We start from the raw sequence: 20,852 nt of genomic DNA, 5'->3' as shown, positions 1-20,852 counted from the left end.
GAGGCATCGCGCGCCTGCGCGGTGCCTCGTCGTCGTTTCGGGTCAGCAGCCTGCGGCGTGGGGGTCTTCGGTGCAGGTGTGCTCGACGAGCGCGGTGCGCGCCTCGAGCACCTGAACCGGGTATCCCGCCGAGACCGCGGTGACCACGCCGTCGACCCGCCACCAACCCGCCCCGAAATCGACATACGGCTCGAACTCGACCGCGACGGTGCTGGTGAATGTGCCACGCGCCCGGTAGGTGTGGCTGGTCGCCGTGGGAGTGAACTGCGCCGCCCCGGTGTGCGTCCAGGTCGTGCCGCCGGTCGCCGCGCGCTGCGTCGTGCCGTCGCCGTACCCGAACACGTACGCCACCGGCACGAAGCGCACCGTGACGGGGTAACCAAGCAGAGTGCCCGAAACCTCATGATCGGATGCCGCACCCACGAAATTCGTCGGCAACCCCACCACCCCGAACCCAGCCGGCTCCCCCGCAAGCTGCGGCGCGGCCGGCCGGAACGACGCGAGGTCCGCGAGTGTTACCGCTGGAAACCCGGGGTCACCGGGCGCGGCCGGGAGACCCGGCCTTACACAGACCCCGGTCGGAGCATCGCAGGGCATTCCCGTGTCGGGGTGGTAGATGATTGCCGGTCCTGGAGCCTGGATCGACTCGCCACTGGGAGCCGACTCATCAGCTCCGAGTTCGGCAATCTCGCTCGCTGTGTATACCGCGTTGCCATCCGTCGAAGCATCCGGGCATCCAACTGTGGCGGCCAGCGCTGGGGTGCACAGGGGGTCCGCGGGCACGACGTTTCCTGTGCCAGGCCCGACAAGGAGCATCGCAACAATGAGGGCCTTCAACATCCATCAGCTCGCGATGTCACACTTTGTTCGATCAGCAGCCGGTCATCGACTTGAATGAGCGATGCACGAAGTAGCGCAAAGTCCGGCCGTTCGTCGGGGGTAACGTCCTGACCGGGTTCATTTACTGCTCGCACCGCTTGAGAGTTCAAGCAGACGCCGATCACCACACGGCCGTGCGTAGGAGCAGCGTCATTTCGATCAATTCGTTCAATGCCGGTGTCGCCGACCGCGCGTATTCCCGAGGCCTCGAGATCACGATCCACGGCGAGAGAATCTGCGAGTGCATCGCCGATCAGAAACGATGACGGGGCCGGGGAAGAGTTGGGGTCCGTGCGGCGCGCATTCACCGCATCGATATACGCTCGGTACGTCTCCTCTGCGGCCGCGAATGCCTCGTCCTCGCTGGCGAACACCGCCGTCGGCGTGGGGGTCGGCGATGGCGCGGGGGCGGAGCATCCGCTCATCACGACCATCGTCGCAACCACCCCGACAACTGCCGTCAGCGCTCGAATAATCACCCGTCAACGTTAAGCGACGACCCGAACGCGCCCGTCACTTATCCACAGCACCGCACCACCTCGCCCTCGCGCCGGCGCTGCGGTACCCGGGTCAGAACGGAAAGAGCGGGTCCACCTCCCATCGACTGGACCGACGAGGCATCGCGCGCCTGCGCGGTGCCTCGTCGTCGTTTCGGGTCAGCAGCCTGCGGCGTGGGGGTCTTCGGTGCAGGTGTGCTCGACGAGCGCGGTGCGCGCCTCGAGCACCTGAACCGGGTATCCCGCCGAGACCGCGGTGACCACGCCGTCGACCCGCCACCAACCCGCCCCGAAGTCAACATACGGCTCGAACTCCACCGCGACGGTGCTGGTGAACGTGCCGCGCGCCCGGTAGGTGTGGCTGGTCGCCGTGGGAGTGAACTGCGCCGCGCCGGACTGCGTCCAACTCGTGCCCCCCGATGCCGCGCGCTGCGTCGTGCCGTCGCCGTACCCGAACACGTACGCCACCGGCACGAACCGCACCGTGACGGGGTAACCGAGCAGAGTGCCCGAAACCTCATGATCGGATGCCGCACCCACGAAGTTCGTCGGCAGCCCCACCACCCCGAACCCAGCCGGCTCCCCCGCAAGCTGCGGCGCGATCGGTCGAAACGACGCGATGTCGGCGAGTGTCACCGCCGGGAACCCGGGGTCACCGGGCGCGGCCGGGAGACCTTTCGAGAGGCAGATGCCGCTGTCGGTGTCGCACGGGCGGCCAGTCTCCGGCCTGTAGATGATCTCGGGAGTGCGGTCGGGAGGATTGACTCCTGTGGCGTTGGGAGCGCCTCCTTCGGCCAGCTGACGCCACCAAGCCTCCGCGTCGACCCCGTCTCCACTGTTGGTCGCCTGCGAGCATAGACCGCTCGTCGCCTCGATTCGCGTGCAGTCCTGGCTATCACGGTCGGCGAGCGCGGGAAGAAACAGCCCGCCTGCCAGAAGCAGCGCAGTCAGCATGTAGCGATTTCCGGTGCGACTGCACTTCGACGGATCAGCAAACGGTCGCCAATCTGCACGAGGTCAACCCGGAGAACGACATGCTCAGGGCGATCAGCTGGCGTGACGTCGGTTCCGGCGGCGTTTACGATCCGCGAGGGGGTCACGTCGAGACAGGTGTCGATGACGACGGTTCCATCCTGGAGATCGGACGACACGGGTTCGATGGAGAGAATCCAGTTCTCACCCACGATGCTCAGTCCGGCGGACTCGAACTCCCGATTGCTGGTGAGGTCGTCCTCGAGCGCCTCGTCAACGAGGAATGACGCGGAATCCGGAGCAGAACCGGGATTCGCCCATCGAGCGTTGACTGCGTCGTTGTACGCCCGATACGTCTCCTCCGCAGCCGCGAACGCCTCGTCCTCACTGGCGAACACCGCCGTCGGCGATGGCGTCGGGGCGGAGCATCCGCTCATCACGACCATCGTCGCAACCACCCCGACAGCAGCCGCCAACGCTCGAAGAATCACCCGTCAACGTTAAGCGACGCTCCCGCGCACCCCCGCCACTTATCCACAGCGCAGTGCGCACAACCACCGCTCAGGCGGCGGAACCCGGGTCAGAACGGAAGGAGCGGGTCGACCGCGATCGCCACGAACAGCAGCGTCAGGTACGTGATCGACGCGTGGAAGACGCGCATCGGCCGTGCCTCGGTGCCGCGCACCGCGCGGTTGTAGAGGCGGTGCGACTCGTAGATGAACCATCCACCGAAGACGACGGCCGACACGGTGTAGACGAGGCCCGTGCCCGCGACGGGGATGAGAAGCAGCGAGCACGCGACGGTGGCCCACGCGTACAGGATGACCTGCAGACCGACCTGCGACCCGTTGCGGGTCGCGCCGAGCATGGGCACGTCGGCGTCGTCGTAGTCCTTCTTGTACTTCATCGACAGCGGCCAGTAGTGCGGCGGCGTCCAGAGGAAGACGAGCACGAAGAGGATGATGGGCGGCCACGCGAGCGAGCCGGTGACGGCGGTCCACCCGATGATGACCGGGAAGCAGCCGGCGATGCCGCCCCACACGATGTTCTGCTCGGTGCGGCGCTTGAGGATGATCGTGTAGACGACCACGTAGAAGAAGATCGCGGCGGCGGAGAGCGTCGCTGCGAGCCAGTTCGTCGTGACGAGCAGCCACGCCGTCGACACGACGGCGAGCGTCCACGCGAAGACCAGCGCGCCGCGCGGCGACACCTCGCCGGTCACGAGCGGTCGGTTCTCGGTGCGCTGCATGTGCGCGTCGATGTCGCGGTCGATGTACATGTTGAACGCGGCGGCCGATCCGGCGCTGAGGGACCCGCCGATGACGGTGGCCAGCACGAGCCACAGGTTCGGGAGGCCCCCTTGGGCGAGGATCATCACGGGGACGGTCGTCACCAGCAGCAGTTCGAGCACGCGCGGCTTGGTGAGCGCGACATAGGCGCGGATCGTGCGGCCGAGGCGCTGGCGGGTCGTGCGGGTTGCGCCGGAAGCCGTGACCCCGACCGTCGTCGTGTTGTCCATCGTCCCCGCAATCGCCGTATGAGAGCCCGACACAGTCTACGACACCCCGGTCGTCCACGGCCGCTCGCGTGCTCACGGACGGGCGGTCGGCGCGGTGAGCGGTTCGTGACGCGTCCGCCGCGCGGGTGACACGTCCGGCGTGAGGGCGCGCGCAAGACTGCGTCACACGAACGGCTCGCATCTGCGCCTCGGCATGCGGCTTCGGTATGCTGAGTCCATACGTGCGCCCCGGCCGGATTTCCCTTCTTCATCGCGATGAAAAGGTTTTCAAGAGGCGGCCGATCATGGGCGCGAATCCACAAGAAAGGCGACCGGGTGTCGGAACTGCGTTGGGATGAGATCGATCGGCGCGCGGTGGATACCGCTCGCGTGCTGGCGGCGGATGCGGTGGAGAAGGTCGGCAACGGCCACCCCGGCACTGCGATGAGCCTCGCGCCGGCCGCGTACCTGCTGTACCAGCGAGTGCTGCGCCACGACCCGGCCGACACCGACTGGCTGGGCCGCGATCGGTTCATCCTGTCGGCGGGGCATTCGTCGCTGACGCAGTACGTGCAGCTGTATCTGGGCGGGTTCGGGCTGGAGCTGGACGACCTCAAGGCCCTCCGCACGTGGGGCTCGCTCACCCCGGGTCACCCCGAGTACGGGCACACCAAGGGCGTCGAGATCACGACGGGTCCGCTGGGCCAGGGGCTCGCCTCCGCGGTCGGGTTCGCGTACGCGGCCCGCTACGAGCGCGGCCTGTTCGATCCCGAGGCCGCCGCAGGCACGTCGCCGTTCGACCACTTCATCTACGTGATCGCGGGTGACGGCGACCTGCAGGAGGGCGTCACGAGCGAGGCATCCTCGCTCGCCAGCCACCAGGGCCTGGGCAACCTGATCGCGATCTACGACTCGAACCAGATCTCCATCGAGGACGACACCAACGTCGCGTTCACCGAAGACGTCGCCAAGCGCTACGAGGCGTACGGCTGGCAGGTGCAGGTCGTCGACTGGAAGAAGTCCGGCCAATACGTCGAGGACGTCGCCGAGCTGTACGCGGCGATCGAGGCAGCGAAGGGCGAGACCGACAAGCCGTCGCTCATCATTCTGCGCACGATCATCGGCTGGCCTTCGCCCGGCAAGCAGAACACCGGCAAGATCCACGGCTCGGCGCTCGGCGCCGACGAGCTCGCGGCGACCAAGAAGGTGCTCGGGTTCGACCCGCAGCAGTCGTTCGCGGTCGCCGACGACGTGATCGCGCACACGCGCGCGCTGAAGGACCGCGCCGCCGAGGCGCGGGCGGCCTGGCAGCAGTCGTTCGACGCGTGGGCCGTGGCCAACCCCGAGCGCAAGGCGCTGCTGGACCGCCTCGAGGCGCACGAGCTTCCCGCGGACGCGGCCTCCGTGCTCCCCGCCTTCGAAGCCGGCAAGGATGTCTCGACCCGCGCCGCCTCCGGCCTCGTGATCAACGCCCTGGCCGCGGTGCTGCCCGAGCTGTGGGGCGGATCGGCCGACCTGGCGGAGTCGAACCTCACCACGATCAAGGACGCCAAGTCGTTCATCCCCGCGCAGTGGTCGACGCACGAGTGGTCGGGTGACCCCTACGGCCGTGTGCTGCACTTCGGCATCCGCGAGCACGCGATGGGCGCGATCGTCAACGGCATCAAGCTGCACGGACCGACGCGTCCGTTCGGCGGCACGTTCCTCATCTTCAGCGACTACATGCGCCCCGCGGTGCGCCTGGCGGCGCTGATGGACATCCCGTCGATCTTCGTGTGGACGCACGACTCGGTCGCGCTCGGCGAGGACGGGCCCACGCACCAGCCGATCGAGCAGCTCGCGACGCTCCGCGCGATCCCGAACTTCGCCGTGGTCCGCCCGGCCGACGCGAACGAGACCGCCGTGGCGTGGCTCGAGCTGCTCCGCCGCAACGGCGGTCCGGCGGGCATCGCCCTGACCCGTCAGAACATCCCCGTCTTCGCACGCGGCGAGGGCGCGGCATCCGGCGACACCTTCGCCTCTGCGAACGAGGCCGCCAAGGGCGCGTACGTCCTCGCCGAGGCCCCGAACGGCACGCCGGACGTGATCCTCATCGCCACGGGCTCCGAGGTGCAGCTGGCCGTCGCCGCCCGCGAGACGCTGGCGGCCGAGGGCGTCAACGCCCGCGTCGTGTCGGCGCCGTCGCTGGAGTGGTTCGCGGAGCAGTCCGACGAATACCGCGAGTTCGTCCTTCCCGCCGCAGTGAAAGCGCGAGTGTCGGTCGAGGCCGGCTCCGCCCTGACCTGGCGCGGGATCGTGGGCGACTCCGGTCGCTCGGTCGCCATCGACCACTTCGGCGCCTCCGCCGACTACAAGACCCTCTTCCAGAAGTTCGGCATCACCGCCGACGCCGTCGTCGAAGCGGCACGTGAGACCCTCAAGGAGAACGCATGAGCACCCCCACCGAGCAGCTCGCCGCTCAGGGCGTCAGCATCTGGCTGGACGACCTCTCACGCAGCCGTATCTCTTCCGGCAGCCTTGCCGCGCTGATCACGGATCGCACGGTCTCGGGCGTCACCACCAACCCGACCATCTTCGCCGCCGCGATCGGCGGCGGCCACGGCTACGACGAGCCCCTCGCAGACCTCGCCCGCAAGGGCGCATCGGCCGATGACGCGATCTTCTCGCTCACCACCGACGACGTCCGCGATGCGGCCGACATCCTGCGACCCGTCTACGACGCGACGAACGGCGTCGACGGCCGCGTTTCGATCGAGGTGTCGCCCGACCTCGCGCACGACACCGAGGCGACCATCGAGCAGGCCAAGCAGCTGTGGGCCGAGGTGGCCCGGCCGAACGTGCACATCAAGATCCCGGCGACCAAGGCGGGCCTGCCCGCGATCACGGCGGTCCTGGCCGAAGGCATCTCGGTGAACGTGACGCTCATCTTCAGCCTCGAGCGCTACGCCGAGGTCATCGACGCCTACCTCGCCGGCATCGAGAAGGCCACGCACAACGGCCACGACGTGTCGAAGATCCACTCGGTCGCCTCGTTCTTCGTCTCGCGCGTCGATACCGAGGTCGACAAGCGCCTCGGCGTCGTCGGCACCGACGCGGCGACCGCGCTGAAATCCCGTGCCGGTGTGGCCAACGCGCGCCTGGCGTACGAACTCTTCGAGCGAGAGTTCGCCACCGACCGTGCGAGGGGGCTGACGGATGCCGGCGCCAACGTGCAGCGGCCGCTGTGGGCCTCCACCGGCGTCAAGGACCCGGCGCTGCCCGACACGCTCTACGTCACCGAGCTCGTCGCACAGGGCACCGTGAATACGATGCCCGAGAAGACCCTCGAGGCGACGTTCGACCACGCGGTCGTCACGGGGGACACGATCACGGGCAACTACGCCGATGCGCACGCGGTGTTCGACGAGCTCGCCGCGGTGGGCGTCGACTTCGCCGACGTCACGCAGGTGCTCGAGGACGAGGGCGTCGAGAAGTTCATCACCTCATGGCACGAGCTGCAGGAGACCGTGCGCACCGCGCTCCAGGCTGCACTGGAGGAAGCGCGATGAGCTTCGAGATCCACGTCAGCGGGCACGTGAAGTCCGTCGTCGACGCGACCGTCCCGGGCCTCGTCGCCGACCTCGTCGCCTCGGGGATCACCGCGGGCGACGCGACGCTGTGGGGTCCTGCGGCCGAAGATGAGGCATCCCAGCGCCTCGGCTGGGTGCAGGCCGTGAGCGTGTCGCGTCCGCTGGTGGCCGAGATCGAGGCGCTGCGGGCCGAGCTGAACGCGAAGGGCGTCACGCGGGTGGTGCTCGCGGGCATGGGCGGCTCCTCGCTCGCGCCCGAGGTCATCTCGCAGACCGCGGGCGTGCCGCTCGTGATCCTCGACTCCACCGCCCCCGGGCAGGTGCTCGCCGCGATCGACGGTGACCCCGAGTCGGGCGGACTGGCTCAGACGGTGCTGGTCGTGTCGTCGAAGTCGGGCTCTACGGTCGAAACCGACTCGGCGAAGCGCGCGTTCGAAGCCGCGTTCCGCGACCTCGGCATCGACCCCCTCGAGCGCATCGTCGTCGTCACCGACCCGGGCTCACCGCTGGATGAGGCGGCGCGTGCCGACGGCTACACCGTCTTCAACGCCGACCCCACGGTCGGCGGTCGCTACTCGGCCCTCACCGCCTTCGGGCTCGTCCCGTCCGGACTTGCCGGCGTCGACATCGGGGAACTCCTCGACGAAGCGGATGCCACGCTCCTCGAGGTCGCGATCGACAGCCCCGAGAACCCGGCGCTCGTCCTCGCCGCGGCCATCGCGGGCGGAGATCCCCGCAAGGACAAGATCGGCCTCATCACCGACGGCACCCACATCGTCGGGCTCCCGGACTGGATCGAGCAGCTCGTGGCCGAGTCGACGGGCAAGGAGGGCACCGGCATCCTCCCGGTCGTGCTGCTTCCCGTCTCGCCCGAGGTGGAGACGACTCCGGCCGACCTTCAGCTGGTGCGCATCGTGGACGACGCGGATCACTTCCGGCTCTTCGAGCGCCACGCCGGCGAGGTGCTGATCAGCGGCTCGCTCGCAGCGCAGTTCATCGTGTGGGAGTACGCCACCGCGATCGCGGGCCGCATGCTCGGCATCAACCCGTTCGACCAGCCCGACGTCGAGTCGGCCAAGAGCGCCACGCGCGGGCTGCTCGACGCGCGACCCGAGCCGCCGGCGCCGGCTTTCGTGCTCGACGGCGTCGAGGTGCGGGTCACCGACCCTGAGCTGGCGGCATCCGGAACCATCGCCGGCGTGCTCGAAGCTTTGTGGGCGCGGCTGCCCGAGGACGGCTACGTCGCCATCCAGGCGTATGTCAACCGTCTCGAGCTGCCGCAGCTGCACGGGCTCCGCGAGCTGATCGCGGCGGACTCGGGCAGGCCGACCACCTTCGGGTGGGGACCCCGGTTCCTGCACTCCACCGGCCAGTATCACAAGGGCGGCCCGGCGCAGGGTGTGTTCCTGCAGATCACCGAGCGCACCGATGTCGACCTCGAGATCCCCGACCGTCCGTTCACGTTCGGGCAGCTCATCGAGGCGCAGGCCGCGGGCGACGCGAGTGTGATCGCGCAGCACGGGCGACCCGTCGTCACCCTCACCCTGACGGACCCTCAGGTCGAGGTCCTTTCGCTCTTCGAAGCCGCCCAATAGGGACCGGGGCGAATGTCCGTAGAGATCTCGCGCGCGCACAACCCGCTGCGCGACCCGCTGGATCGCCGCCTCAACCGGATCGCAGGGCCCAGCGCCCTTGTGATCTTCGGTGTGACGGGCGATCTCTCGCGCAAGAAGCTCATGCCGGCGGTGTACGACCTGGCCAATCGGGGGCTGCTGCCCCCGGGTTTCGCGCTGGTCGGGTTCGCGCGCCGGGACTGGGACGACGAGGATTTCGCTCAGGTCGTGCACGACGCCGTCCGGCAGTACGCCCGCACCGAGTTCCGCGACGAGACGTGGCAGCAGCTGCTGCAGGGCATCCGGTTCGTGTCGGGCGAGTTCGGCGACGCGGCGGCGTTCCGGCGCCTGCGCGAGACCGTCGAGCGACTCGACGTCGAGCGCGGGACGATGGGCAACCACGCGTATTACCTGTCGATACCGCCGAAGGACTTCCCGATCGTCGCGGAGCAGCTGAAGTCTTCGGGGCTCGTCGACGACACCGCTGACCAGCCCGACCGCTGGCGTCGCGTGGTCATCGAGAAGCCGTTCGGCCATGACCTCGCGTCGGCCCGCGCCCTCAACGACGTGCTGCGATCGGCGTTCCCGACGGACTCGATCTTCCGCATCGACCACTACCTCGGCAAAGAGACGGTTCAGAACATCCTGGCGCTGCGCTTCGCGAACGAGCTCTACGAGCCGATCTGGAACCGCAACTACGTCGACCACGTGCAGATCACCATGGCCGAGGATATCGGCGTGGGCGGCCGGGCGGGGTACTACGACGGCGTCGGCGCCGCACGCGACGTCATCCAGAACCACCTGCTGCAGCTCATGGCGCTCACCGCGATGGAGGAGCCCATCAGCTTCGACGCCACGCAGCTGCGCGCCGAGAAGGAGAAGGTCCTCGCGGCGGTGACCGTTCCCAAGGACCTCGCCCGATCGACATCGCGCGGCCAGTACGCGGGCGGATGGCAGGGCGGCGAGAAGGTGCTCGGCTTCCTCGAAGAGGACGGCATGAGCCCGCAGTCCACCACCGAGACGTATGCGGCGATCACCCTCGAGGTGAACACCCGCCGCTGGTCGGGAGTGCCGTTCTACCTCCGCACGGGCAAGCGCCTCGGCCGCCGCGTCACCGAGATCGCGGTCGTCTTCAAGACCGCGCCCGAGCTGCTGTTCTCACGCAACCAGACCTCGGGGCTCGGGCAGAACGCGCTCGTCATTCGCGTTCAGCCAGACGAGGGCGTCACCATTCGGTTCGGGTCGAAGGTGCCGGGAGCCAGCGCCCAGGTGCGTGACGTGACGATGGACTTCGGCTACGGCCACGCCTTCACCGAGGCCAGCCCCGAGGCCTACGAGCGGCTCATCCTCGACGTGCTGCTCGGCGATCCGCCGCTGTTCCCCCGCCACGAAGAAGTGGAGCTTTCGTGGAAGATCCTCGATCCGATCGAGGAGTTCTGGCAGTCCCAAGGCGGCCCGCTCGAACAGTACTCCCCCGGCTCGTGGGGCCCCGCGTCTGCGGCCGCGATGCTCGCCCGCGATGGCAGAACCTGGAGGCGCCCGTGATCGTCGATTTGCCCGACACGACCGTCAGCAAGATCTCGCGGGCGCTGGTCAGCGTGCGTGAAGAGGGCGGCGCCGTCGCTCTCGGCCGGGTGCTGACGCTGCTCATCGTGACCCGCGAGGGTGACATGGAAGAGGTCATCGAGGCTGCGAACGACGCGTCGCGCGAGCATCCCATGCGGGTGATCGTGCTCGTCGTCGACGACACCGACGGGTCCGAGCCACGGCTCGATGCGCAGATCCGTGTCGGCGGCGACGCGGGGGCGAGCGAGGTCGTGACGCTGCACGCGGTGGGCGCGGCGGCGTCGAATCTCGAGAGCCTCGTGACGGGGCTCCTCCTTCCCGACGCCCCCGTCGTCGTGTGGTGGCCCAACCAGACTCCCCCGGTTCCGTCCGACACCGCTATCGGCCGCATCGCCCAGCGGCGGATCACGGATGCCGCGACCAAGCCGAACCCGTCCGCATGGGTCGCGGGACTCGGCCAGTCCTACGCACCCGGCGACACCGACCTGGCGTGGACCCGTCTCACGCGCTGGCGCGAGCAGCTGGCCGCGATTCTCGATCAGCCCCCGTACGAAGCGGTGCTCCGTGCACGCGTACTGGGCGCGGGCGACTCGCCGTCGACCTCTCTGCTGGCCGCGTGGCTGCGGCTCGCGCTGGACGTCCCGGTCGAATGGGGCTACCTCGAGCCGTCCGAGTGGTCGCACGGGATCAAGTCGGTCCTGCTGGTGCGCGCGTCCGGGGACGTCCTCCTCGAGCGACCTTCGCCGGGAGTCGCGATCCTCACCCAGCCGGGGCAGCCGAGCCACGAGCTCGCATTCCCGCGCCGGAGCCTGCGCGAGTGTCTCGCCGAGGAGCTCCGCCGCCTCGACCCCGACCTCCTGTATGGTCGTGTCATCAGCGAGGGCCTGGAACTTCTCGGACCTCCGTCGGCCCAGGAGATGCATGGCTGAATACTCCAGCGAGAAGCGCGTCGTGATCGGCTCCGATCCCGCGAGCCTCGCCGAATCCGTCGCGACGCGGTTTCTGCATCGCTGCATCCGCCGCAGCGATCCCTCCCGGCCGATCCATGTGTCCCTCACGGGTGGGTCGATGGGTTCCGCGGTGCTCAAGGCGATCGCCGCCCACCCCAAGCGGGATCGCGTGAACTGGTCGAACGTCCACTTCTGGTGGAGCGACGAGCGCTTCGTCCCCCGCGACGATCCTGAGCGCAACGAGCTTCAGGCGCGCGAGGCGCTGCTGGACCAGCTCGACATCCCCGCGGGCAACATCCACGCGATCGCCGCGAGCGACGACGGCATCGATCTGGATGCCGCGGCCGAGCAGTACGCGCGCGAACTGGCGCTCTTCCCGAGCGACGACGGGCCCTTCCCGTCGTTCGACATCTCGTTCCTCGGCGTCGGACCGGACGGGCACATCGCCTCGCTCTTTCCCGATCGCGCCGAGATTCTCGTCACGGACCGCACCGCGCTGGCCGTGCGCGACTCGCCGAAGCCTCCGCCCGAGCGGGTAACCCTGACCCGTCCCGTCCTCAACGCGTCCAAGCGCCTGTGGATGGTGCTGGTCGGCCCCGATAAGGCGTCGGCACTGGGCCTCGCCCTCGCCGGCGCGAGTTACAGCAGCGTCCCCGCCGCCGGGGCGAAAGGCCGCAAGCGCACCGTTTTCTTCGTCGACGAATCCGCCGCCGCCGACGTTCCGCCCGAGTTGATCGACGCGGAGTACTGAGGGCGAGACAAGCAGGGAATGACGAAGAGCGGATGCCGAGGCATCCGCTCTTCGTATGAGTCTGTCACTCGGTCAGTCGAGCCCGCGGCGCTCGCGCAGCTGCTTCAGCGCGTCGTCGAGCAGCGCGTCGGCCTCTTCTTCGGTGCGGCGCTCCTTCACATAGGCCAGGTGCGTCTTGTACGGCTCGGTCTTCGCGAGAGCGGGCGGGTTGTCTTTGTCGCGCCCCGCGGGCAGCCCCGAGTGCGGCGAGTCGATGGTCTCGGGGATCTCTTCTTCGGGAATCCCGGCGGCGAAGTAGCGCACGGTCTCGTTGCCGAGGGCGTCCCAGTATGAGATCGCGATGCGTTCGGCGTGGAAGCCGTGGTCCTGCTCCCCCATCGGCCCTGCGCCGACGCGCGTGCCGCGAATCGCGTTTCCTCCGCTGGCCATCAGATCGCCTGGAACTTCGTGATCAGGCCGAGCGCCACGATCGCGGCGAACCACACCAGCGACAGCACGATCGTGAAGCGGTTCAGGTTCCGCTCGGCGAGACCGGACGAGCCGAGCGCCGACGTCATGCCGCCGCCGAACATGTCGGAGAGACCGCCGCCTCGACCCTTGTGGAGCAGGATCAGGAGGGTCAGCAGGATGCTCGTGATGCCGAGGATCACCTGCAGAATGAACTCGAGAATGGGCACAGTCGTCCAAGCCTTTCGCGTCGATCGAGTGCCGATCGCACAGGGGTCAAGTATACGTGTTGCACTCCCTATCGCCTGGATGCCCCGCAAGCGCGCAGGGGCGGCTGCGGGGCATCCAGGCGAAGGCGGGTCGGTCAGACCCCGACGTGCTTCTGATAGCGGATGATCGCGGCGAACTCGTCGACCACCAGGCTCGCGCCGCCGACCAGGGCGCCGTCGACGTCGGGCTCGCGCATGAAGCTCGCGATGTTGCCCGACTTCACGGAGCCGCCGTAGAGGATGCGCGTGCGCGCGGCGGCCTCGGTCCCGAGCTTGTCGGCGACGACCTCGCGCAGCTTGGCACAGACGTCCTGCGCCTGCTCGGGGGTCGCGGCCTGGCCGGACCCGATCGCCCACACCGGCTCGTACGCCACGACGACGTCGGCGTCCGGCTTGAGCCCGTCGAGGGCGATCTTCAGCTGACCGACCGGCACAGCGCTCGCGCCGAACCGCGCGAGGTCGTCCGCCGTCTCGCCGACGCAGATCACCGGCACGAGGCCGTGCCGCAGCGCAGCCTGCACCTTCGACGCGACGATCTCGTCGCCCTCGGCGTGGTACTGACGTCGCTCCGAGTGCCCGATGATCACGTAGCCGCACTGCAGCTTCGACAAGAACGCCCCGGAGATCTCGCCTGTGTACGCACCCGAGTCGTGCTGCGAGAGGTCCTGTGCGCCGAGCGAGAAGGGGATCTTGTCGGCGTCGATCAGCGTCTGCACGGTGCGGATGTCGGTGAACGGCGGGAACACGCCGACCTCGACGGAGCCGTCCTCGTGCTTGGCGTCTTTGAGCGTCCAGTAGAGCTTCTGAACGAACGCGACCGCCTGAAGGTGGTCGAGGTTCATCTTCCAGTTGCCCGCGATGAACGGGGTACGGCTCATCGCTGCCCCCATCCGAGGATCTCCAGGCCGGGTAGACGCTTGCCCTCGAGGAACTCGAGGCTCGCCCCGCCGCCCGTTGAGATGTGGCCGAAGGCGCTGTCGGCGAACCCGAGCTGCCGCACGGCAGCGGCGGAGTCGCCACCGCCGACGACGGACAGGCCCGAGACCTCGGTCAGCGCCTGGGCGACCGCCTTCGTACCCGCCGCGAACGGTGCCAGCTCGAACACACCCATCGGCCCATTCCAGAAGACGGTGCGGCTGGAGCGCACGACATCGGCGAAGATCGTCGCCGTCTCGGGTCCGATGTCCAGACCGAGACCGGATGCCCCGAACGGCGTGTCCTCGATACCCGATGCCGGCGCGACGACGTGCTCGGCGTCGGCCGAGAACGACGCGGCCACGACCGTGTCGACAGGGAGCACGAGCTCGACGCCGCGCTCCTTGGCGGTGGCGATGTAGCCGCGAACCGTGTCGAGCTGATCCTGTTCGAGCAGGCTCGATCCGACCTTGTGCCCCTCGGCGGCGAGGAAGGTGAACATCATGCCGCCGCCGACGAGCAGCTTGTCGACGCGCGGGAGCAGGTGCTCGATGACCCCCAGCTTGTCGCTGACCTTCGAGCCGCCCAGCACCACGGCATACGGGCGCTCGGGGTTCTCGGTCAGGCGGTCGAGCACGTCGACCTCCTTCTCGACCAGGAAGCCCGCCGCGGAAGGCAGCAGCTCGGCGAGCTCGTATACGCTCGCCTGCTTGCGGTGCACGACCCCGAAGCCGTCAGAGACGAGCACGTCGCCGAGTGCGGCGAGCTGGTCGGCGAAGGCGCGGCGGGTCGCATCGTCTTTCGCCGTCTCACCCGGGTTGAAGCGGAGGTTCTCGATGACGACCACGTCGCCGTCGGCGAGGGCCGCCGCCGCGTCGTTGGCAGACGGACCCACCGTGTCGAGCGCGAAAGCGACGGGCTTGCCGAGCAGCTCGGACAGCCGCTGGGCGACCGGTTCGAGGCTGTACTTCGGGTTGGGCTCGCCGTCCGGACGACCGAGGTGCGAGCACACGACGAGTCGTGCGCCCTCGTTGATCAGATGGTTCAGCGTGGGCAGTGCCGCGCGCACGCGGCCATCGTCCGTGATGACGCCGTCCTTCAGGGGGACGTTGAAGTCGACACGGACGATGACGCGCTTGCCTGCGAGCGAACCCAGCGAATCGAGGGTGCGCAGAGCCATGATCGTCAGAGCTTGCCGGCGACCAGCTCGGTGAGGTCGACGAGGCGGTTCGAGTAGCCCCACTCGTTGTCGTACCAGGCCGAGACCTTCACGAGGTTGCCGCTCACGTTGGTCTGCCCGGCGTCGAAGATCGACGAGTGCGGGTCCAGGACGATGTCGGAGGACACGATCGGGTCGGTGTTGTACTTCAGGTAGCCCGCCAGCGCGCCGCTGGCGGCAGCCGCCTCGTACGCCGCGTTGATCGTGTCTTTGGTGAGTCCCTCGGTCGGCGTGATGATCGTGAGGTCGACGATCGAGCCGGTGGGGATCGGCACACGGTACGACGAGCCGCTCAGCTTGCCGTTGAGCTCGGGCAGCACGAGGCCGATGGCCTTCGCCGCACCGGTGGAGGCCGGAACGATGTTGAGCGCGGCCGCACGAGCGCGGTGGAGGTCCTTGTGGGGGCCGTCCTGCAGGTTCTGGTCGGCGGTGTACGCGTGCGCGGTCATCATGAAGCCGCGCTCGATGCCGAACGCGTCGTTGAAGACCTTCGCGAGAGGCGCCAGGCAGTTCGTGGTGCACGAGGCGTTGGAGATGATGTGCTGGGTGGCCGGGTCGTAGTCGCCGTCGTTCACGCCCATCACGAACGTGCCGTCGACGTCGGTGCCGGGCGCCGAGATGAGGACCTTCTTGGCGCCGCCCTGGATGTGCTTGCCGGCGTCGGCCGCGTTGGTGAACCGGCCGGTCGATTCGATGACGATGTCCACACCGAGGTCTCCCCACGGGAGGGCCGCGGGGTCGCGCTCCTCGAAGACCTTGATCGTGTGATCGCCGACGGTGATCGAGTCGCCGGTGTATGAGACCTCTTCACGCAGTCGTCCGCCGACGGAGTCGTACTTGAGCAGGTGGGCGAGCGTCTTGTTGTCGGTGAGGTCGTTCACCGCCACGATGTCGAGGTCCGCGCCCTGCTCCAGCGCCGCGCGCAGGAAGTTGCGTCCGATTCGGCCGAAGCCATTGATTCCGATCTTGACAGCCACGGATTCTCTCCTGATTGTGTCGTGCGCGAATGCGCTGTTTTGGTGCGGTTTCAGGCGGGCCAACGGCGACCCGGTCAGGCGATTCCCGACCGGGTCGCCCACGTCGCTATGACAGTACCAGCAGGCCCGAGGTCTTCTCACGGGCCGTCGCGAAACGCGTCTGAACGTTGTCCCAGTTCGCGATGTTCCAGAACGCCTTGACGTAATCGGCGCGGACGTTCTTGTAGTCCAGGTAGTACGCGTGCTCCCACACGTCCAGCAGCAGCAGCGGCACGCTGCCGGCGGCGAACTGCGACTGCTGGTCGAAGAACTGCTGGATGATCAGGTTCTCGCCGATCGAGTCCCAGAACAGCCCCGCCCAGCCCGAGCCCTGCACGCCCAGGGCGGCGGCGGTGAAGTGCGCCTGGAACTTGTCGAACGAGCCGAAGTGGTCGCCGATGGCGGCCTCGAGGTCGCCCGTGGGCTTGTCGCCGCCGTCCGGCGAGAGGTTCGTCCAGAAGATCGAGTGGTTGGTGTGCCCGCCCAGGTTGAAGGCGAGGTCCTTCTCGAGCTTGTTGACGTTCGCGAGGTTGCCGCTGTCGCGCGCCTCGGCGAGCTGCTCGAGGGCAGTGTTCGCACCGGTGACGTACGCCTGGTGGTGCTTGTCATGGTGCAGCTGCATGATCGTCGCACTGATGTGCGGCTCGAGGGCGGCGTAGTCGTACGGCAGGTCGGGAAGCGTGTAGTTCGCCATCTTGTCTTCTTCCATTCGGCGTCGCGCCGGAACCTCGGCGTGACGAGGGGACGGCACTCATCCTAGTGACGCCCGCGCGTCCATGGGCGGGGGTTTCGTCGCACGACGAGACGATGCGCGCGGGCGCGACGCGGGCGCCTCGGACGAGGCATCCGTCGACCCGCGTCAGTCGTCGATGCCCGCGGGCACAGCCGCTTCGGTGCTCGGGATGCCGTCGGTCTCGGCCTTCTTGTCGGCCATCGCCAGCAGGCGGCGGATGCGGCCCGCCACCGCGTCCTTCGTGAGCGGAGGGTCGGCGTGATGACCCAGCTCGTCGAGGCTCGCATCGCGGTGCGCGAGGCGCAGCTCCCCCGCCTGGCGCAGGTGATCGGGCACATCGTCGGCGAGGATCTCGAGGGCCCGCTCCACGCGCGCGCACGCGGCCACGGCGGCCTGCGCCGAGCGTCTGAGGTTCGCGTCGTCGAAGTTGACCAGCCGGTTCACGCCCGCACGCACCTCGCGCCGCTGCCGCAGCTGGTCCCACTCGTCGGCGGCACGGCGCGCGCCCATGTCGGCCAGCGCGAGTCGGATCGCCTCGCCCTCGCGCACGACCACTCGGGGCACGCCGCGCACTTCCCGCGCCTTCGCGTGGATGCCGAGCCGGTGGGCGGCGCCGACCAGTGCCATCGCCGCCTCGGGAGCCGGGCACGCGATATCGAGCGAGGCCGAGCGCCCCGGCTCGGTGAGCCCGCCGGCGGCGAGGAACGCCCCACGCCAGATCGCCGCCAGATCACCGCGCGAACCGGTCGTGAGCTTGTTCGGAAGGCCGCGGACGGGCCTGCGGCGCTGATCGAGCAGCCCCGTCTGGCGAGCGAGCGTCTCGCCGCCCTCGATCACACGGACGGCGTAGTGGCTGCCGTTGCGGGCTCCCGACCCCTGCACGTGCACGAGCTCAGGCCGCACGCCGTACAGCTCCATGAGGTCGCGCGCGACGCGGCGGGCGAGCACGTCCGAATCGAGCTCGGCCTCGACCGCGACACGATTGGCTATCGAGTGCAACCCTCCCGAGAAGCGCAGCAGCGACGTCAGCTCCGCCACTCGGGCGGAGGGTCGCGGGTCTCGGAAGGCGATCAACTCGGCCTTCACGTCAGCAGTCAGCGACACATCTCTCCTCGCTCGAGCTTTCGGGAACGAGCGTCCAGCCTACTCGTGACCGAGGTCGCGGTGCTTCACTCGGACCGCCACGCCCGGGATGCCCGACAGCCGCGCGGCCAGTTCCTGCGCGGCCACGACCGATCGGTGCCGGCCTCCCGTGCACCCGATCGCCACCACGGAATGCCGCTTGTTCTCGCGCTGGTACCCGTCGATCACGGGGGTGAGCGCGGCGGCGTAGGCGTCCAGGAACTCCTGCGCACCGGCCTGAGCCAGCACGAACTCCTTGACGACCTCGTCTTCGCCCGTGAAGGGTCGCAGGGCGTCGACCCAGAAGGGGTTGGGCAGGAAGCGCATGTCGGCCACCAGATCGGCGTCGGGCGGCAGCCCGTACTTGAACCCGAAACTCATGATCGTCAGCGAGTGACGCGCGGCCCCGACATCCGCGAACGTCTCGGTCACCCGTGTCGCGAGCTGGTGGATGTTCAGCTTCGAGGTGTCGATGATCACATCGGCGACCTCGCGGATCGCTGCGAGACGTCGACGCTCGAGCCGGATCCCGTCGACCAGCGTGCCCTCGTCCTGCAGCGGATGCGGCCTGCGGACGGCCTCGAACCTGCGCACGAGCACGTCGTCGCTCGCGTCGAGGAACAGCACGCGCAGCGGCCGCCGTTCGCGAAGCGCCTTGATGGCCTCGGGCAGCTGGGCGAACAGGTCGCGACCCCGCACGTCGATGACGACCGCCACCCGCGGGAGCCCGGCGCCGCCGAGTTCGGTGAGGTCGATGAGCGGCTTGAGCATCTGCGGCGGGAGGTTGTCGACGACGTACCAGTCGAGATCCTCCAGCGCATTGGCGGCCGTCGAGCGCCCGGCGCCAGACATTCCCGTCACGATCAGCATCTCCGCCGGATCGCGGTTCCCCTCATCTGCCATGAGCACCACCCCGGTCTCACCCTAGCGAGTGGACAGATGCGCGTGCACGGATGCCGCCAGCTTCGGCCCGATCCCGGGCAGCTCCTCGATCTGCTCGACCGACGCCTGGCGCAGCGCCGCCACGGATCCGAAGTGCCGCAGCAGCGCCTTGATGCGCGCGTCTCCGAGTCCCGGGACCTCGGCGAGCACCGTCTGGATGTCGCGCCGCCGGCGTTTTCGCTGGTGGGTGATCGCGAAGCGGTGCGCCTCGTCGCGCAGCCGCTGCAGCAGGTACAGCGCCTCGCTCGTGCGCGGCAGGATGACCGGGTAGTCCTCACCTGGCAGCCAGACCTCCTCGAGCCGCTTCGCGATGCCGCACAGGGCGATCTCGGTCTGCCCGGCGTCCTCGAGCGCCCGGGCCGCGGCGGCGACCTGGGGCCCGCCTCCGTCGACGACGAGCAGCTGCGGGCGATACGCGAAGCGCGGGCGCCGGCGCTCGGTGACCACGGTGGCGTCGGCGGTCGCGTCCACAGGGGTCGCGGCATCCGGAACCGCGCTGTCATCGGCGCGGTCGACGTATGCCAGCCGACGCGTGAGCACCTGATAGAGCGAGTCGGTGTCGTCGGTCGTCTCGGCCACCGAGAACGAGCGGTACTGGTCCTTGCGGGGCAGGCCGTCCTCGAACACGACCATCGAGGCGACCACGTTCGTTCCGCTCAGGTGCGAGACGTCGAAGCACTCGATGCGCAGCGGCGCCTCGGCCAGCCCCAGCGACTGCTGCAGGTCGGTGAGCGCCTGCGTGCGTGCGACGTAGTCGCCGGAGCGGCGGGTCTTGTGCAGCATGAGCGCCTGCTGCGCGTTGAGGCTCGCCGTCTTCATCAGCTCGGCCTTGCGACCGCGCTGGGCGACCTGCAGCGTCACGCCGCGCCCTCGCCGCTCGCGCAGCCACGCCTCGAGGTCGGCCGTGTCGTCGGGCAGGACAGGCACCAGGATCTGCCGCGGGACGTCGGCGGCGGATGCCTCACCATAGGTGCGCTGCAGGATCTGGTCGACGAGTTCGGCGCCCGAGATGTCGAGCTCTTTGTCGATGGTCGTGGCCCGCACGCCGCGCACGCGGCCGCCGCGGATGACGAAGTGCTGCACCGCCGCGGCGAGCTCGTCCTCGGCGATGCCGAACAGGTCGGCATCGGTGTCGGGGGCGAGCACCAGCGCGCTCTTGCTGAGCACCGCGTCGATCGCCTGCAGACGGTCGCGGTACACGGCCGCGGACTCGTAGTCCATCGCCGCCGAGGCCTCGCGCATGCGCTGGGTGAGAGCGCGGCTGAAGCGCTGGTCGCTGCCGGACATGAACGCCACGAAGTCGTCGACGATCGCCCGGTGCTCCTCGATCGTCACCTTCATGGAGCACGGCCCGCCGCACCGGCCGATCTGCCCGGGGAAGCACGGCCGCCCCGTCGCCATGGCCTTCTTGTACGACGCGTCGCTGCACGTGCGGATCGGGAAAACCTTGATCATCAGGTCGATCGTGTCGTGAACCGCCCAGACCTTCGGGTACGGCCCGAAGTACTTCGCCCCCTTGATGCGGCGGTTGCGCGTGACGATGACCCGCGGGGCCTCGTCGGCGAGGGTGATCGCCATGAAGGGATAGGACTTGTCGTCCTTGTAGCGGACGTTGAACGGCGGATCGAACTCCTTGATCCACATGTACTCGAGCTGGAGCGAGTCGACGTCGGTCGCGACGACGGTCCACTCGACGGATGCCGCGGTGGTGACCATCCGCCGCGTGCGCTCGTGCAGCGTGTGCAGCGGCGCGAAGTAGTTCGACAGACGCGCCCGCAGGTTCTTCGCCTTGCCCACGTACAGCACCCGCCCGTCGCGGTCGCGGAAGCGGTAGACGCCGGGGTTCGTGGGGATCTCGCCCTGCTTGGGCTTGTACGGAAGCTGGTCCGCCATG

At 68.8% G+C, this 20,852-nt stretch carries 20 protein-coding genes; 6 read left to right on the top strand and 14 right to left on the bottom strand.

Annotation, left to right across the window (positions count from 1 at the left end; all coding sequences use genetic code 11):
- Positions 1 to 42 precede the first annotated feature (42 nt).
- From AB1K54_RS06025 to AB1K54_RS06005, 5 genes are all read right to left on the bottom strand, one after another.
- Positions 43 to 444 (bottom strand): hypothetical protein, encoded by a 402-nt coding sequence (locus tag AB1K54_RS06025; RefSeq protein WP_371201830.1) that lies wholly within the window; start codon positions 442 to 444, stop codon positions 43 to 45.
- Between the two features lie 389 nt (positions 445 to 833).
- Positions 834 to 1,358, bottom strand: a complete 525-nt coding sequence (locus AB1K54_RS06020) for a hypothetical protein (RefSeq protein WP_371201829.1) — start codon at positions 1,356 to 1,358, stop codon at positions 834 to 836.
- Positions 1,359 to 1,535: 177 nt separating this feature from the next.
- On the bottom strand, positions 1,536 to 2,330 hold the full coding sequence (locus AB1K54_RS06015; protein ID WP_371201828.1) for a hypothetical protein: 795 nt from the start codon (positions 2,328 to 2,330) through the stop codon (positions 1,536 to 1,538).
- A complete protein-coding gene (locus AB1K54_RS06010; protein WP_371201827.1) occupies positions 2,324 to 2,839 on the bottom strand; it encodes a hypothetical protein in 516 nt (171 codons plus the stop codon). Before AB1K54_RS06010 ends, AB1K54_RS06015 begins: the two co-directional genes overlap by 7 nt.
- A gap of 89 nt (positions 2,840 to 2,928) precedes the next feature.
- Positions 2,929 to 3,867, bottom strand: coding sequence for a heme o synthase (locus tag AB1K54_RS06005; protein ID WP_371201826.1), 939 nt, complete (start codon positions 3,865 to 3,867; stop codon positions 2,929 to 2,931).
- A 315-nt stretch (positions 3,868 to 4,182) separates the two neighbouring features.
- Between AB1K54_RS06005 and tkt the strand changes: the two genes are divergently transcribed.
- Genes tkt through pgl form a run of 6 tightly spaced genes read left to right on the top strand, consistent with a single transcriptional unit; the run spans position 4,183 to position 12,295 of the window.
- Positions 4,183 to 6,279, top strand: a complete 2,097-nt coding sequence (gene tkt, locus AB1K54_RS06000; protein WP_371201825.1) for a transketolase — start codon at positions 4,183 to 4,185, stop codon at positions 6,277 to 6,279.
- Positions 6,276 to 7,394 carry a transaldolase gene (tal, locus tag AB1K54_RS05995; RefSeq protein WP_371201824.1) on the top strand — a complete coding sequence of 373 codons (1,119 nt, stop codon included), beginning with the start codon at positions 6,276 to 6,278 and terminating at the stop codon, positions 7,392 to 7,394. Before tkt ends, tal begins: the two co-directional genes overlap by 4 nt.
- Positions 7,391 to 9,010 carry a glucose-6-phosphate isomerase gene (locus AB1K54_RS05990; protein ID WP_371201823.1) on the top strand — a complete coding sequence of 540 codons (1,620 nt, stop codon included), beginning with the start codon at positions 7,391 to 7,393 and terminating at the stop codon, positions 9,008 to 9,010. The genes tal and AB1K54_RS05990 overlap by 4 nt, the downstream gene beginning before the upstream one ends.
- A 12-nt stretch (positions 9,011 to 9,022) precedes the next feature.
- Positions 9,023 to 10,573: a glucose-6-phosphate dehydrogenase gene (zwf, locus tag AB1K54_RS05985; RefSeq protein WP_371201822.1), complete on the top strand. Its 1,551-nt coding sequence runs from the start codon at positions 9,023 to 9,025 to the stop codon at positions 10,571 to 10,573.
- The gene (locus tag AB1K54_RS05980; RefSeq protein ID WP_371201821.1) at positions 10,570 to 11,523 is read left to right on the top strand and encodes a glucose-6-phosphate dehydrogenase assembly protein OpcA; all 954 of its coding nucleotides are present in this window, start codon (positions 10,570 to 10,572) and stop codon (positions 11,521 to 11,523) included. The genes zwf and AB1K54_RS05980 overlap by 4 nt, the downstream gene beginning before the upstream one ends.
- On the top strand, positions 11,516 to 12,295 hold the full coding sequence (gene pgl / locus AB1K54_RS05975) for a 6-phosphogluconolactonase (protein WP_371201820.1): 780 nt from the start codon (positions 11,516 to 11,518) through the stop codon (positions 12,293 to 12,295). The genes AB1K54_RS05980 and pgl overlap by 8 nt, the downstream gene beginning before the upstream one ends.
- A 72-nt stretch (positions 12,296 to 12,367) precedes the next feature.
- Here pgl and AB1K54_RS05970 read toward each other — a convergent pair whose 3' ends face one another.
- The 9 genes from AB1K54_RS05970 to uvrC form a co-directional block, all read right to left on the bottom strand.
- The gene (locus AB1K54_RS05970; protein WP_371201819.1) at positions 12,368 to 12,724 is read right to left on the bottom strand and encodes an RNA polymerase-binding protein RbpA; all 357 of its coding nucleotides are present in this window, start codon (positions 12,722 to 12,724) and stop codon (positions 12,368 to 12,370) included.
- Complete coding sequence (gene secG / locus AB1K54_RS05965; RefSeq protein ID WP_371201818.1) at positions 12,724 to 12,972, bottom strand: preprotein translocase subunit SecG; 249 nt, start codon at positions 12,970 to 12,972, stop codon at positions 12,724 to 12,726. Before secG ends, AB1K54_RS05970 begins: the two co-directional genes overlap by 1 nt.
- Before the next feature lie 134 nt (positions 12,973 to 13,106).
- Positions 13,107 to 13,889 (bottom strand): triose-phosphate isomerase, encoded by a 783-nt coding sequence (tpiA, locus tag AB1K54_RS05960; protein WP_371201817.1) that lies wholly within the window; start codon positions 13,887 to 13,889, stop codon positions 13,107 to 13,109.
- Positions 13,886 to 15,106 carry a phosphoglycerate kinase gene (gene pgk, locus AB1K54_RS05955; protein WP_371201816.1) on the bottom strand — a complete coding sequence of 407 codons (1,221 nt, stop codon included), beginning with the start codon at positions 15,104 to 15,106 and terminating at the stop codon, positions 13,886 to 13,888. The genes tpiA and pgk overlap by 4 nt, the downstream gene beginning before the upstream one ends.
- Before the next feature lie 5 nt (positions 15,107 to 15,111).
- On the bottom strand, positions 15,112 to 16,122 hold the full coding sequence (gene gap, locus AB1K54_RS05950; protein WP_371201815.1) for a type I glyceraldehyde-3-phosphate dehydrogenase: 1,011 nt from the start codon (positions 16,120 to 16,122) through the stop codon (positions 15,112 to 15,114).
- Between the two features lie 106 nt (positions 16,123 to 16,228).
- Complete coding sequence (locus AB1K54_RS05945; RefSeq protein WP_371201814.1) at positions 16,229 to 16,855, bottom strand: superoxide dismutase; 627 nt, start codon at positions 16,853 to 16,855, stop codon at positions 16,229 to 16,231.
- A 165-nt stretch (positions 16,856 to 17,020) separates the two neighbouring features.
- The gene (gene whiA, locus AB1K54_RS05940; RefSeq protein WP_371201813.1) at positions 17,021 to 17,998 is read right to left on the bottom strand and encodes a DNA-binding protein WhiA; all 978 of its coding nucleotides are present in this window, start codon (positions 17,996 to 17,998) and stop codon (positions 17,021 to 17,023) included.
- 39 nt (positions 17,999 to 18,037) lie between these two features.
- Complete coding sequence (gene rapZ, locus AB1K54_RS05935; RefSeq protein ID WP_371201812.1) at positions 18,038 to 18,919, bottom strand: RNase adapter RapZ; 882 nt, start codon at positions 18,917 to 18,919, stop codon at positions 18,038 to 18,040.
- Between the two features lie 21 nt (positions 18,920 to 18,940).
- Positions 18,941 to 20,851: an excinuclease ABC subunit UvrC gene (uvrC, locus tag AB1K54_RS05930; RefSeq protein ID WP_371201811.1), complete on the bottom strand. Its 1,911-nt coding sequence runs from the start codon at positions 20,849 to 20,851 to the stop codon at positions 18,941 to 18,943.
- Between the last annotated feature and the right edge of the window lies 1 nt (position 20,852).

The organism is Microbacterium sp. BWT-B31, from assembly GCF_041379855.1.
Taxonomy (GTDB): domain Bacteria; phylum Actinomycetota; class Actinomycetes; order Actinomycetales; family Microbacteriaceae; genus Microbacterium.
This window is presented reverse-complemented; position numbering and strand designations above follow the sequence as displayed.